Raw genomic sequence first — 11,872 nt, 5'->3', positions numbered from 1 at the left:
CGCCGCGCCGGAAAGGATCACATCAACGCGAACAACCGGCCTGCTGCCCAGCCCATCCCCACGGCAAGAGCGACCGCCATCAGGCCGTAGGCCAGCGACCATTCCTGAGAATATTCCGCTACGAGCCGTTCGAAGCCGACCTTCTTCACTTCGACTTCCGCCTGAGCCGATGCAATGACCCGCCCATCGCGAACAGCGAATGTTTCCGCCGTATATGTGCCGGTAGAGACGCTGGACGGCAGCGATATGCGCGACTGGTAAAGCACTTGTTCGCTGATCTGAACGCCTTCGAAATCCTGCTTGTAGAGCTGCTGGCGCGTTTTGAGATCGACAAGCCCGGCCTTGAAGCGCGCCTGTTCTTCCGGATCGATCACGCCGCTCGGTGACAACTGGATGTAGTCGGTTCCGAACTCGTAGATCGCTGCGGTCTTCTCATCGACGATCTCCGATACAGGGCGCGAAGAGGCGACGGCGAAGAAGGACGGGACAGAGCGGAAATCGCTGCTCGCCGCATTGACCCACACGCCGACGAAACGCTCCTTCTCGCGCAGTCGAACCGGTTCGGACGGGCCCTTGAGAACGACTACGATATCGTAGTCGCTGCCGGCCGCCCTGCCCAGCGGATCGAGCACCGCGCCGAAAAGCAGCAGCTCGGTTCCGGTAAAGCCTTGCCGTACGCGCACTTCATGCTGACTCACTTCGGGCACGAGGATGGGATCCCGCTGCCCCATCAGCGCAAAAGCGAAGAGAATGAGAAGAACCGCCCTCACAACGGATACAGCGTGTAGATTTCGTCCGGCTGATAGAACAGGCCGAGGAACATGCGGAACGCCACGAGCAGGACGATCGCAGCGAGGATGAGGCGCAATATCTCGGGCTTTGCCTTGACCGCGATTTGAGAGCCGATCTGCGCGCCCGTCACCGAACCTACCAGCAGCAGGAACACCAGCACGATATCGACCGCCTTGGTGGTCAGAGAGTGCATGAGAGTTGTGGCCATGGTCACGAACAGAATATTGTAGAGCGAAGTGCCGACGACGACATTTGCGCTCATGCCCAGAATATAGAGCATGGCAGGAACAAGGATGAACCCGCCACCCACGCCCATCAGCATGGTCAGGACACCGACCGCCACGCCCACAACCAGTGGCGCGATCGGGGAAATGTAGAGGCCTGAACGGTAAAAACGCCAGCGCATGGGCAGGCTCGCGATAAGGGGGTGGTGCCGCCTTCGAGCCGCCTGCGAACTGCCGGTGCCACGCAGCGTCTGCACCGCTTCGCGGGCCATCAACATGCCGATCGTGCCGAGCAGGATGACGTAGAGCGCACTGATGACCACGTCGATCTGGCCGATCGAGCGCAGAAACCGGAACAGGAGCGCGCCGAATCCGGATCCGACGATACCCCCCGCCACCATGACCATCCCCATGCGGTAATCGACACCGCCGCGACCGCCGTGCGCCAGCACGCCGGTGACACTCGCGCCGGTGACCTGCGTCGATGCCGATGCGGCCGCCACGGTCGGTGGGATGCCATAGAAAATTAGCAACGGAGTGGTCAGGAACCCGCCGCCCACACCGAACAATCCGGAAAGAATGCCCGTCAAAGCTCCCAACGCGACGATCCACAGTCCATTTACGGACAGGTTCGCGATTGGGAGATAGACATCCATGGCTTCGCCCTATCGCAGCGGGCGGACGGTTGGAAGCCGGACTATGTCAGAACCCGGTCGAAAGCGTCAGCACGCCACCATTTCCCGGCGCTGCATTGCCAGCAACACGCACGCGGTAGCCTGCTTCCAGACGCACGGGCGCGCCCCCGGCGGAGAGATTGAGGGTCACTGCGGGTCCCACATCGACCCGGGACGCCCCTTTCTGGGCGCCGCCCCAGGCCCCCGCTCCAAGCGACAGACCACCCGAATCGAAAGTCACCGCCCGGCGTTCCGCGACCAGAGCGCCATCTGCGAACGGGGTTGCGAAATCGCCGCCGACATAGCCAGCCTGCCCATAAGCTCGCGCCGTCGCTTCCATCGGCAGCCTGCCCTGCTCGAATCCCCCCGCCACAAAGGCTGCAGGCCTCAATTCGGTTGATCCATCTCGATGCGTCGCCCGCGCTTCGGCATGAAAATCGATCGGTATCTTCGCGAGAGGCCGGACACGCAGGCCAAGGGCTGTATCCGTCTGTCCGTCGCTGCCGAGATCCCGGTTGGCGCGGAAATATGCCGCCGGTCGGCGGGCGCTGGATCGATCGAGACTATACGCCAGTACAGCGCCGACCTGACTGCCTCCATAACTGGCCGGCCGCGATCCGCCTTCCGTCGGCAAGGACCTACCCTCTCGCACGACCAGCCAGGCGTCGATCCGCCACGCCGAGCCCCCCGGTCGAGTATCCTCTCGCACAGAAGAAACTGTTCGATTGGTTGACTCGGGCGATTGGTCTCGAGTGCTGGCGACCGCCAACTCGCCAGGCGATTCTGCAAGTCGCGGAGCCACCGCCTGCTCAAGATGAAGGCTACCGGCCCCAGATTCAGCTTTCCCGCTGCGCACCAGTGCGGCAAATCCAATCGGCTTGAAGCGCGCGGTTTCACGAACCCCGTGGGGAGCGCCGGTGCCATCATTTCCCGCTCGAATACTCGGCGGACCGAAATTGCCGGTTCGATGATCCGTGTGTCCGGGTGCGCTCTCGATCTTGTCGAGCCCCATCATTACCAGGTCAGGCGTAATGGCTGGTGGCAGCAACGGATTTTCCCACGTCGCCGCGCGCAGTAAAAGCCATCCGGCCGTCAGCAGGCACAGGAACAGAACCGGTTGTCCCTGACGTTGCGCGATCAGATTATGCACCGGCTTTATCGATCGTTTTCAGCAGCGCAGGGTGATCCCAATGCTCCGTTTTGTCCCATATCACCGGGGCACCGCGAAGGGTCTTGATGTAGGCTATCAAAGCGCGCCGCCCAGCCATGATCGCAATGATGTTCGATACGAAAGTTCGCGGGATGGCGATCAATCCCTGACGCCAGCCATATTCGCGCGCAGTGAAGCAGGCACGCATCAAAAAGCGCATCGCCACCCCGAAGAGATTGAGCCAGAGCAATGCTGAAAGTAGCGGTGAAATGGCAGGAAGTGCTACAATATGCAGTTCACTCAGCATCATGGATATCGCGGCACACACCAGCAGCGAATAGGCTAGCACCAGAAGTATGGCGGCGAGCGGTCCGCGCCGGTCGCGAAGCTGCATCCAGAGATCGACCGGCTTCCGGTCCCAACCCAGCCGGTCCCATCCCTGCAAGGCGATGCCGTGCATCCAGCGCGTCTTCTGACGCACCGATTCGTCGCGGCCGGTTGGGAAAAATGCCCGCGTCGCAATCAAGCGGCCATCGCAGCCGCGTACGCGAATGAACCGACCTCGTCCTCCAGCCTGGGCGATCTTGAGACCGAGTTCGTAGTCTTCGGTAAGGGATTCTCGGGCAAAGGGGCTGCCGCCTTCCCGCGCCGCCAAGGCTGCCAAAGCATTGCGCGCGATCCCGCAGCCGACACCGGCACCTGGGATGGCTGCCCCCAATGCGTCCCTGACAACCAGAGCCTTGCCATGCGATTCTGCGAATTCATCCGAATAATGCGAGCCGATCCACGGCGAACGATGCTGCGGGAGAGCGAGCACCGGAAGCTGGACGAACTGTGCGTGCCATAACGCCTGATCCAGAAGAGAAAGCGCAGCGGGATCGACCATGTCTTCCGCGTCATGCAGCACGACCATGGATGCCTTCTGTTCCGATCGCGCCTCATCCTCTTCCAGCGCCCGATACAAGCGGTTGAGACAGTCAGCCTTCGACGTCGGTCCATCTTCGCCGTGGATTACCAGCCGTACGCGCGGATCGCCCCGCGTCGCGGCGATAACGGCCGCCATGGTACAAGGATCGTTGCGATAACAGCCGACGTAGATGGTCACTTCCGGCTGCGGCCAGACGTCCAGCATATGCACGAGCGTAGGGCCAATGACGGCTTCTTCAAGCCAGGTCGGAATGAACACGGCAGCAGGACCGGCCAGGCTTGTAATGGTCTCTGGATCGCCTTCTTCCAGGCGAGGTGTCGCGATACGTCCGGTGAGACGCATCCAGACATAAGTACAGTCGAGAGCGAACTCGTCGATCATGCCGAGTGCAAAGAATGCTGCCGCGAACAGCAGTAATTCGTGCTGCACGAGCACGAACCATTCCGCGAAAGTAAACGACCCCAGTACCATACGGCACCCCCTGCCTATTTCGTTAACCTCCGCTTTCAAGACTTGCAACATGGGACGCTTTACGGGAGAGAGCGTCGCCAAGATGAACCAACGTCCTTCAGGAATCCGCCTCGTATTTGCCCCCGTTCGCGCGCTTTTCGTCAGCGACGCATCGGCCGGCATCCTGCTCATCCTCGTGGCGATCGCCGCGATGCTGGCGGCCAACTCGCCGCTTGCAGGCGAATACGAGCAGCTTTTCTACGGCGAATTGCCCTGGACGCCGATCCCAAAGCTCTACGACATGCATTTGTGGATCAACGACGGGCTCATGGCGCTGTTCTTCTTCGTCGTCGGACTCGAAGTTAAGCGCGAATGGATAGAAGGACAGCTATCGACCGCAGAATCCCGCCGCCTGCCAATTCTTGCAGCGGTTGCGGGCATGGCAGTCCCTGCCCTGGTCTATGTCGGCGTGGTCGGCGGCGATGCCGAACTGATGCGCGGCTGGGCAATTCCGGCGGCGACGGACATTGCCTTTGCCATGGGCGTACTGGGTCTGCTGGGGAATCGCTGCCCGGCATCGTTGCGCCTGTTCCTCCTGACCGTTGCGATCGTCGACGATATCGGCGCCGTGATGGTCATTGCGCTGTTCTATACCGCGCAGATCAAACTCGGCTGGCTCGCTGCTGCCGGCGCGGTAGTCGTGGCCATGATGGTCCTGAACAAGATGCGCGTGGCGCGATATTGGCCGTACATCCTGCTCGCGCTGGTCCTGTGGTACTTCGTCCTCAATTCGGGGATTCACGCCACCATCGCGGGCGTCGTCGCGGCGCTGTGCATTCCCATGGTCGGCCCCGACGACCAGACCATGGTCGAGCGTATGGAACACGGGCTTGCCCCGTGGAGCGCCTACCTGATCGTTCCGGTATTCGGTTTTGCCAACGCCGGGGTCCCGCTCGCCGGCATGGGTCTGGAACAGGTCTTCGCCCCGCTCCCGCTTGCGATCGCGGCCGGCCTGTTCGTCGGCAAGCAGATCGGGATATTCTCGGCGATTTTCGTTGCCGACAAGATCGGCTTCGCGCCACGGCCGGATCAGGCCAGCTGGCCCGAAATATGGGGAGTTTCCATCCTGTGCGGGATCGGCTTCACCATGTCGCTGTTCATCAGCGGGCTTGCCTTTACCGGCCAGCAATTGCTGATCAACGAGGCGAAGATCGGCATCCTCCTCGGCTCGCTGATCTCGGCAATAGTCGGCTACACCATCCTGCGCATGTCCGCGCAGCATCCCGACGATATGCGCTCCCCATATATCGACTGACGCGGCTTACCAGCTCCCGGTATTTTCCATGCTTGCCCAAGGCTCGCATGGCTCGAGAGATCCCTCCTGCAGCAGCTCGATCGAAATGCCGTCGGGCGTCCTGACAAAGGCCATGTGCCCGTCACGCGGGGGGCGGTTGATGGTATGGCCGGCATCCATGATGGCCTGGCAGGTCTCGTAAATATTCTCGACCCGATAGGCGAGATGGCCGAAATTGCGGCCGCCCGAATAGGTATCCGGATCGCTGCCGTCCTGTGGGGGCCAGTTGTAGGTAAGTTCCACTTCCGCGACGCCTTCCTGACCCGGGGCCGCTAGAAAAATGAGCGTGAAGCGACCCGCTTCGTTATCGAAACGGCGCGTTTCTTCCACCCCGATCAGCTTGAAAAACGCGACAGTGGCCTCCGGGTCGGTCACGCGGATCATCGTGTGAAGATATTTGGTCAATTTGCACTCCATTCATCTATATTAAAGCACGGTTCACCGAGCACGTTTTAGATTGCGCTCCGCCAGACTGGCCAGAGAGGAACGCGATCATGTCCGACGAACCCGAAACGGTAGCGCCAAGTGCCACGCACAGGCGCGGGGATGCAACTTTCAAACGCTGGATTGCGAGCGCCGGCATAATTTCGGCCGGTCTGATCATCGGAGGATTCGTCCTCGGCGATGGGCTCGTGCGCATGAAGGCGGCCGAGCGTACAGTGACTGTTCGCGGACTTGCCGAACGCGAAGTGACCGCGGACCTGGCAACATGGACTTTGTCCTTCGCGTCGACCGCCACAAACTTGCAGAGTGCGCAGGCAAGCACCGACAATGACGCCGTGGCGGTGCGCGAATTCTTCGAACGCATGGGTTTTCCTGCAGAAGCGCTCACGCCTGCCGGGATAAATGTCTCGAACTACACCGACAACGGGACGGTCTTTTACACCGTGCGGCAACGTATCGTTCTTCGGACCGAAGATATCGATCGCGCTCAGCGCGCCGTGCGAAATCAGGCCGAACTGGTTCGTAACGGGGTCGTTCTCGAAGACGGGTCGGGTATCAGTTACACCTTCACGGGCCTCAATTCGATCAAGCCCGCGATGGTCGCCGAAGCGACGAAAGATGCTCGCGCTTCTGCCGAACAGTTTGCCCAAGACAGCGGTGCAGATGTTGGGGGCATTCGCAAAGCAACGCAGGGATATTTTTCAATCGAGGCGCGCGATGGCGAAGCGGGCGGCTGGGGCGTGGGCGACACGCCGTTCAAGAAAGTGCGCGTCGTGACGACTGTAGACTTCGCCCTCGATTAGGCGCGAAAAAGGGGGCGCACCAACCGATGCGCCCCGCACTTCCTTGGTGCCCCCGTTAGAAGCTGGCCGACAGGGTCGCTACGATAGCATCATCGGTATAGCCGTCGATCGAAGGACCCTCCACGCCCACATAGGCCACGCCGAGTTCGAAATTGCCTTTCGCCACGCTCGCGCCAAGCGACCAGTCGAAGCCCGTATCGTCCAGAGTACCCGCCACGAAGGGAGGTGCCAGCACGCCATCGGTATATCCAAGATGGCCGTTTATGCTGATCGGCGTGTTCGGAATGCCGAAGCCGAGATCGGTGTAGAGATACAGGTTGTCCTGTCCGCTCAGCGAATCCTGCTTGGGCGCGTAGGCCACTCCAAAGGTCGCCGCAGCAGGCCCAAGCGTGGTGCTGAGCGACGCGTAAGGTTCCCAATAGTCCGTATCAAGGCCGAGATCTTCCGTGGGATAGATATAGTACAAGACCCCCAGATCAACACTCACCGCTTCGGTCAGATTGCCGCTCCACCCGGCATAGATGTCCAGTTCAAGATCGCCATAGGATGGCCCGCCCTTGATCGAAGATGCCCAGGTTCCGACATAAAACCCGCTGTCGTGGGCGACATCGAACCCGCCCTGAAGAGCCGGGTCTCCCCCGGACTGGGAAATGCCGCGGAACCGGTAGTCGGTCGTCAGCGCAACATTGGCCGACGCGGTAATCGAACTGCTCGCAGCTTCATCTTCCGATTGAGCCATGACCGGCGTTGCGAGAGAAATGCTCGCCATAGCGAGCGATGCGGCCATTAGGCCGCGAAAGGACGTTAGCATCACAAACTCCTGTACGAGTGTCGCTTCGTCCCACCTGCGAATCCGGCGGAGCCATTTTATTAGGCTTCTCGTCCAGATACGCTCATAAACCTGCCCAAAAGCGAAGCATTGCGCAAGATCGAGTCAAAAACGTTTCGCATACGCAGCAATAGGTGTGCTTTTTCCGCAACTGCGAAGATGAGCGCCCCGCGCCGTCAGTTGCTCCTTGCGAGACAAGGGCGTATCTCCCGAACACTCAATTTGCGCTACCCGGGTCTCTTTCAGGTACCATGTTCAATCTTGCGAAGCTTTTTGGTCGGCGTGGCGAGCCCATGCGTCGGCCGAGCGTCCCCGACGGCGAACGCTATTACGTTATTGGCGACATACACGGGCGCTGCGACCTGCTGGACCAGTTGATCGAGGCTATCGAGCGGGATGACGCTGCATCGGGAGCTGCCGACAGTACGGTGATCCTGTTGGGAGATCTTATCGACCGCGGTCCGGAAAGTGCACGGGTGGTCGAAACGGCGCGCAAATGGGGAAAGCGCCGACGCGTGCATTGCATCGCCGGAAACCACGAAGAGATGTTTCTCGAGAGTTTCACGGACCGCGAGATGCTCCGCCATTTCCTCAAGCATGGTGGGCGCGAGACAGTGCTGAGTTACGGTATCAAACGTAGACGCTATAACGAACTCACCATGAAGGAACTTCAGGTCGAACTGAACGAGCTGGTCCCCAAAAAGCACCGCAAGTTTCTGGAACGCATGGAGAATATTGTCGTCGCCGGCGACTATGTTTTTGTCCATGCGGGCATCAATCCCAAACGCGCGATCGACGATCAGAAGCAGTCGGATCTGCGCTGGATCCGCGAACGGTTTCTCAAGCATGACGAACCCTTCAGCCATGTAATTGTCCACGGGCATACGATCTTCGAAGAGATCGAACATACCGATTACCGGATCGGCATAGACACGGGCGCCTTTCGCACCGGCAACCTGACCGCACTGGTTCTGGAAGGCGACACCCGCCGTGTCATTCAGGCGCGGGACGTGAATGGAGATATGACTACCGTGCACTCGGAATTTTCCTGGTGAAGAACCCTTTTCGACACTCGAAGCGATCGGATCGGGACCGATCATGCCCCAGCGAGCGTTTCCCAACCTGTTTTTCCCTAGGAGTATGACCTTTGTCGCTCGATCATTCTGAAGGTTTGGATAACCCGGCCGCAAAGTGGACCGTGGTCGTTACCATGGTGGCGCTGGTCCTGTTGATCGGCATTTCGATCTGGGCGGCCTTCTCCATCCGGCTCGACACCTTCGCTCGTATCGACGAAGGATCAGAGCGCATCCATATACGCGGCACGGAAACCAAGTTCATCGGCCACGCGACAGGCAGCTATTCGGGACACGAGGTTCTGATCGAAGGCTTGCCCACCATCGAACAGCTACAGGAACTGCCGATCGCCTGGCGCGCCCTGTGCGTGGTCCGCGATGATCCCCACACCGATTGGAGCACGGCCGACCCCATGATGAAGGTTCATCTTCATTCCGACGAAATGAACGAAGCCTGCCGGCCGTTCGAAGGGCTCGAAGTCGACGGGCAGCTCGTTCCGGAGAAGGCGCCCCAGCCTTCGCTGTTACCGGGTGCGACAGGTTTGCCAGGGGGCCTGTAAGCCGGGTTCTGTCCCGCCCGCGGTATGCTTGCACACCTGCCGCGCGGGGGCAGCCATTCGTCTAGGCTACGGATTGCTCCGCAGCTCGAGCAGCCAACCCGGGCGGTCGATGCGAAACGCACCTGCTGTTTCCAGCGCGCCGCCCCTATTCGGCCTTGCTCCGGGTGGGGTTTGCCATGCGGGCCGCGTTACCGAAGCCCCGGTGCGCTCTTACCGCACCCTTTCACCCTTGCCTGATCCTGTCCAAGGGCGAACCTCGGCAGGCCATCGGCGGTATGCTCTCTGTGGCACTTTCCCTGTGGTTGCCCACGGCGGGCGTTACCCGCCACCCTTGTTTCGTGGAGCCCGGACTTTCCTCGTACCTTGCGGCACGCGGCTGCCCAGCCCCCTGGCGCCTGTCGCGATAGATCAGGCGCCGCACATTGCCAAGCCGACAATCGAGAAGGCTAGATTTCCCCTTACTGTGACAGATTGTTTGATCCGAAACCGATTCATCTGCTCGGCTTTGACCTGCGTATTACTTGACACCAGCCGCGCGCCACCCTCTCCTGTCGTCAAGGAGATAGAGCTTGGACACGCCACTACCCCCGACGCTGCGGCAGGAAGATCTCGATGAATTCCTGCGCGCCTGCGCAATGGTGACTGCTCCTACCCGCGACATATCGCGGGCACTGGTGCAGCAGTTATGCGAACTGCTTCAAAAAGCACCGCAATTTCTCAAGCGCTATTTCACACCGCCTATCGAGTCCGTTGCCGATCCCTTGTTCAATGCGGATGCTCTCGAGCAGATACTTTTGCTGACGACGCGACAGGCCGGTATTTTGACCTCACGGTCCCAATCGGGCAATTCCATCGCCACCGTCGCTTTGCCTGAACTCGGCATCGAGCGGACGTTTGCCAGCCCCACCTGCCTCGCCGTGGCCATGGCCGGTGCAATTGCGGCTGGCGCACACGCAGCGATCCTGGCCCAACCCGGCGAAGGACTGAAAGAAGCTTAGACTGTCGCAAATTGGCGGATGTCTAGAGGGGCTACTCCCTGAAATTGGCCAGATGCCGCTCAACTGCGCTTGAGCTGACATTCAGACTGCGTGCGATGTCATTCTTGATAAATTCATCCGGCAAGTGCCACGCAGAGGCGGCAAGGATGCCACCAGGTTTTTCGCTATCGGCTGCCCATATTGCCTCCTCGACAATCTCCCTGCCTCGCGGCGATAGCTGCAGAGTAAAGTCATCGGAATCGGATCGTTCGAGTGTGCAGAGCACAAGCCCCTGTTCGAACAATCCATTCAAATGCTCCAGGAAGCGCTCGCGCGGCACACGGGCGGACTGACAACATTCGGGAAAAAAAATTGACCTGTCGTTCGCCCTCATGACGAAGAGGTAAGTGAGAATATCCCAAATCTCCTCGTTCATTGCTCCACTGAATTGGTAATTTGCGAACGACTCGTCACCGTGTGGGGCGTTCCCCCTATCGCCTAGAAAAAGGAGGGCACGCTGCCAATCGGCTATGGAGATTACATGCCCCGCAATACTGCGCCGCACAGCGTCTTCGATCGGCGTCATATCAGGCGGCTTTCCCGCATGCTGGTCACGCGCCTGCGCCCTACGACCAGATGATCGATGAGAGTAACGCCAAGGCATTTTGCTTGTGCCAGAAGCTCCTTGGTTTGCCGTATGTCGGAATTACTAGGTGTAGCATCCCCAGAAGGGTGATTGTGGGCGATCAGCATCTGTCGGGCATCCAGTGCGAGCGCGCGTCCGAACAACCGACGCGCCGACAGCACAACCTGCCCTTCCTGACCTTCGGCAATAGTCTCTTCTGAGATCACGAACCCCGCCTCGTCCGCCAATATCGCGATCATCCGCTCGTGCCGCAGCCCGCCGATGCTTTGGATCAGGTAGCGATCGAGTGAGGAGCGATCGTCACCGAGACGTGTCCGTAAGATCTCTTCGCGGCTCCCGTCATGAAGCAGTTGGCGAACCGCCAGAAGAGCTTCGACCCAGTGCTCACCATGCACGGCACATTCGCGCAGGTCCGCTTCATCGGCATTGGAAATGGCGCTGATCGAACCGAAGCGATGCAATAGCCGACCCGCAAGTTCGTTCGGCTCCGCAGATAGCGGAGTCATGAGCGCGGTCAGGTGGTGGTGCGCTGCATCCGTCGGGAATGGGCCATTGTGCCGATGCCTGTAATAATTAGCGCCAGCCAGACCGGCCACCGCTCCATTATGGCATAGACGAGCGGCTCTAGGGGCGCGTGCGCTGCGCGCAGCAGATGGGAAACCACGGCGATGGTTTGCGCCGAGCTCACCCATAAGGTCCACCAACGATCGGATGAAAGCGCCACGGCTGTAACCGCAACCAGAGCACAGACGTCAATAAGGAAGCGAAAGGTTTGCAGTGAATCGTAGCCGTCCTGACTCCACGTACCCGTGGCCAGCCACCGGGCAATCCCGGCAAAGACCAGCACGAAATAGACTGTAGCGACATATTTCTCAGGCTTTCCGCCCCTGCTCCAAGCAAAAGCGAGGACTGCGAGCGTGAGCGCTACCTGGATCAAAAACCGGGTCATCGCTCATGCAATTGCGCCC

13 protein-coding genes and 1 other RNA gene are annotated in these 11,872 nt (G+C 60.0%); 4 read left to right on the top strand and 10 right to left on the bottom strand.

Going from position 1 to position 11,872, the window contains the following annotated elements:
* Positions 1-17: 17 nt before the first annotated feature.
* Genes KYK83_RS05775 through KYK83_RS05760 form a run of 4 tightly spaced genes read right to left on the bottom strand, consistent with a single transcriptional unit; the run spans position 18 to position 4,239 of the window.
* Entirely contained in the window at positions 18-731 is a 714-nt protein-coding gene (locus KYK83_RS05775; protein WP_103022722.1) for a TIGR02186 family protein, read from the bottom strand.
* Between the two features lie 35 nt (positions 732-766).
* Positions 767-1,672 (bottom strand): sulfite exporter TauE/SafE family protein, encoded by a 906-nt coding sequence (locus KYK83_RS05770; RefSeq protein WP_103022516.1) that lies wholly within the window; start codon positions 1,670-1,672, stop codon positions 767-769.
* Positions 1,673-1,718: 46 nt separating this feature from the next.
* The gene (locus KYK83_RS05765; protein WP_222827545.1) at positions 1,719-2,840 is read right to left on the bottom strand and encodes a hypothetical protein; all 1,122 of its coding nucleotides are present in this window, start codon (positions 2,838-2,840) and stop codon (positions 1,719-1,721) included.
* Complete coding sequence (locus KYK83_RS05760; protein WP_222827544.1) at positions 2,833-4,239, bottom strand: glycosyl transferase family protein; 1,407 nt, start codon at positions 4,237-4,239, stop codon at positions 2,833-2,835. Before KYK83_RS05760 ends, KYK83_RS05765 begins: the two co-directional genes overlap by 8 nt.
* Positions 4,240-4,321: 82 nt before the next feature.
* Here KYK83_RS05760 and nhaA point away from each other — a divergent pair, with 82 nt between their 5' ends.
* Complete coding sequence (gene nhaA / locus KYK83_RS05755; protein WP_103022721.1) at positions 4,322-5,533, top strand: Na+/H+ antiporter NhaA; 1,212 nt, start codon at positions 4,322-4,324, stop codon at positions 5,531-5,533.
* A 6-nt stretch (positions 5,534-5,539) separates the two neighbouring features.
* Here nhaA and KYK83_RS05750 read toward each other — a convergent pair whose 3' ends face one another.
* On the bottom strand, positions 5,540-5,977 hold the full coding sequence (locus tag KYK83_RS05750) for a VOC family protein (protein WP_222827543.1): 438 nt from the start codon (positions 5,975-5,977) through the stop codon (positions 5,540-5,542).
* A gap of 89 nt (positions 5,978-6,066) precedes the next feature.
* On the opposite strand from KYK83_RS05750, the gene KYK83_RS05745 reads away from it, so the two are divergent.
* Entirely contained in the window at positions 6,067-6,819 is a 753-nt protein-coding gene (locus KYK83_RS05745; protein ID WP_222827542.1) for an SIMPL domain-containing protein, read from the top strand.
* A 55-nt stretch (positions 6,820-6,874) separates the two neighbouring features.
* Here the strand turns inward: KYK83_RS05745 and KYK83_RS05740 are convergent, their stop codons facing one another.
* On the bottom strand, positions 6,875-7,630 hold the full coding sequence (locus KYK83_RS05740) for a TorF family putative porin (RefSeq protein ID WP_222827541.1): 756 nt from the start codon (positions 7,628-7,630) through the stop codon (positions 6,875-6,877).
* 311 nt (positions 7,631-7,941) lie between these two features.
* Between KYK83_RS05740 and KYK83_RS05735 the strand changes: the two genes are divergently transcribed.
* The gene (locus tag KYK83_RS05735) at positions 7,942-8,703 is read left to right on the top strand and encodes a metallophosphoesterase family protein (RefSeq protein ID WP_248284288.1); all 762 of its coding nucleotides are present in this window, start codon (positions 7,942-7,944) and stop codon (positions 8,701-8,703) included.
* A gap of 559 nt (positions 8,704-9,262) precedes the next feature.
* Here the strand turns inward: KYK83_RS05735 and rnpB are convergent.
* Positions 9,263-9,673, bottom strand: an RNA gene (rnpB, locus tag KYK83_RS05730) — RNase P RNA component class A.
* A gap of 177 nt (positions 9,674-9,850) precedes the next feature.
* Here rnpB and KYK83_RS05725 point away from each other — a divergent pair.
* Complete coding sequence (locus KYK83_RS05725; protein WP_146029785.1) at positions 9,851-10,279, top strand: hypothetical protein; 429 nt, start codon at positions 9,851-9,853, stop codon at positions 10,277-10,279.
* Positions 10,280-10,310: 31 nt separating this feature from the next.
* Here KYK83_RS05725 and KYK83_RS05720 read toward each other — a convergent pair whose 3' ends face one another.
* The 3 genes from KYK83_RS05720 to KYK83_RS05710 are packed head-to-tail and all read right to left on the bottom strand — an operon-like array spanning position 10,311 to position 11,853.
* Positions 10,311-10,844, bottom strand: coding sequence for a hypothetical protein (locus tag KYK83_RS05720; protein ID WP_222827539.1), 534 nt, complete (start codon positions 10,842-10,844; stop codon positions 10,311-10,313).
* The gene (locus KYK83_RS05715; RefSeq protein WP_222827538.1) at positions 10,841-11,410 is read right to left on the bottom strand and encodes a JAB domain-containing protein; all 570 of its coding nucleotides are present in this window, start codon (positions 11,408-11,410) and stop codon (positions 10,841-10,843) included. Before KYK83_RS05715 ends, KYK83_RS05720 begins: the two co-directional genes overlap by 4 nt.
* 8 nt (positions 11,411-11,418) lie before the next feature.
* Positions 11,419-11,853 (bottom strand): hypothetical protein, encoded by a 435-nt coding sequence (locus tag KYK83_RS05710; protein WP_222827537.1) that lies wholly within the window; start codon positions 11,851-11,853, stop codon positions 11,419-11,421.
* Positions 11,854-11,872: the final 19 nt, after the last annotated feature.

Origin of the sequence: Qipengyuania pacifica (assembly GCF_019857205.1) — a bacterium.
GTDB lineage: Bacteria > Pseudomonadota > Alphaproteobacteria > Sphingomonadales > Sphingomonadaceae > Qipengyuania > Qipengyuania pacifica.
The sequence above is the reverse complement of the archived record's forward strand: the minus strand, read 5'-3'. Positions and strand labels throughout refer to the sequence as shown.

What these genes read in the sequence shown, in the direction of transcription:
- KYK83_RS05770 (WP_103022516.1), bottom strand. Translation starts at nt 1,672, where the DNA reads ATGGATGTCTATCTCCCAATCGCGAACCTGTCCGTAAATGGACTGTGG.
- KYK83_RS05735 (WP_248284288.1), top strand. Translation starts at nt 7,942, where the DNA reads ATGCGTCGGCCGAGCGTCCCCGACGGCGAACGCTATTACGTTATTGGC.
- KYK83_RS05720 (WP_222827539.1), bottom strand. Translation starts at nt 10,844, where the DNA reads ATGACGCCGATCGAAGACGCTGTGCGGCGCAGTATTGCGGGGCATGTA.
- KYK83_RS05745 (WP_222827542.1), top strand. Translation starts at nt 6,067, where the DNA reads ATGTCCGACGAACCCGAAACGGTAGCGCCAAGTGCCACGCACAGGCGC.
- KYK83_RS05710 (WP_222827537.1), bottom strand. Translation starts at nt 11,853, where the DNA reads ATGACCCGGTTTTTGATCCAGGTAGCGCTCACGCTCGCAGTCCTCGCT.
- KYK83_RS05775 (WP_103022722.1), bottom strand. Translation starts at nt 731, where the DNA reads ATGGGGCAGCGGGATCCCATCCTCGTGCCCGAAGTGAGTCAGCATGAA.
- KYK83_RS05715 (WP_222827538.1), bottom strand. Translation starts at nt 11,410, where the DNA reads ATGACTCCGCTATCTGCGGAGCCGAACGAACTTGCGGGTCGGCTATTG.
- KYK83_RS05740 (WP_222827541.1), bottom strand. Translation starts at nt 7,630, where the DNA reads ATGCTAACGTCCTTTCGCGGCCTAATGGCCGCATCGCTCGCTATGGCG.
- KYK83_RS05760 (WP_222827544.1), bottom strand. Translation starts at nt 4,239, where the DNA reads ATGGTACTGGGGTCGTTTACTTTCGCGGAATGGTTCGTGCTCGTGCAG.
- nhaA (WP_103022721.1), top strand. Translation starts at nt 4,322, where the DNA reads ATGAACCAACGTCCTTCAGGAATCCGCCTCGTATTTGCCCCCGTTCGC.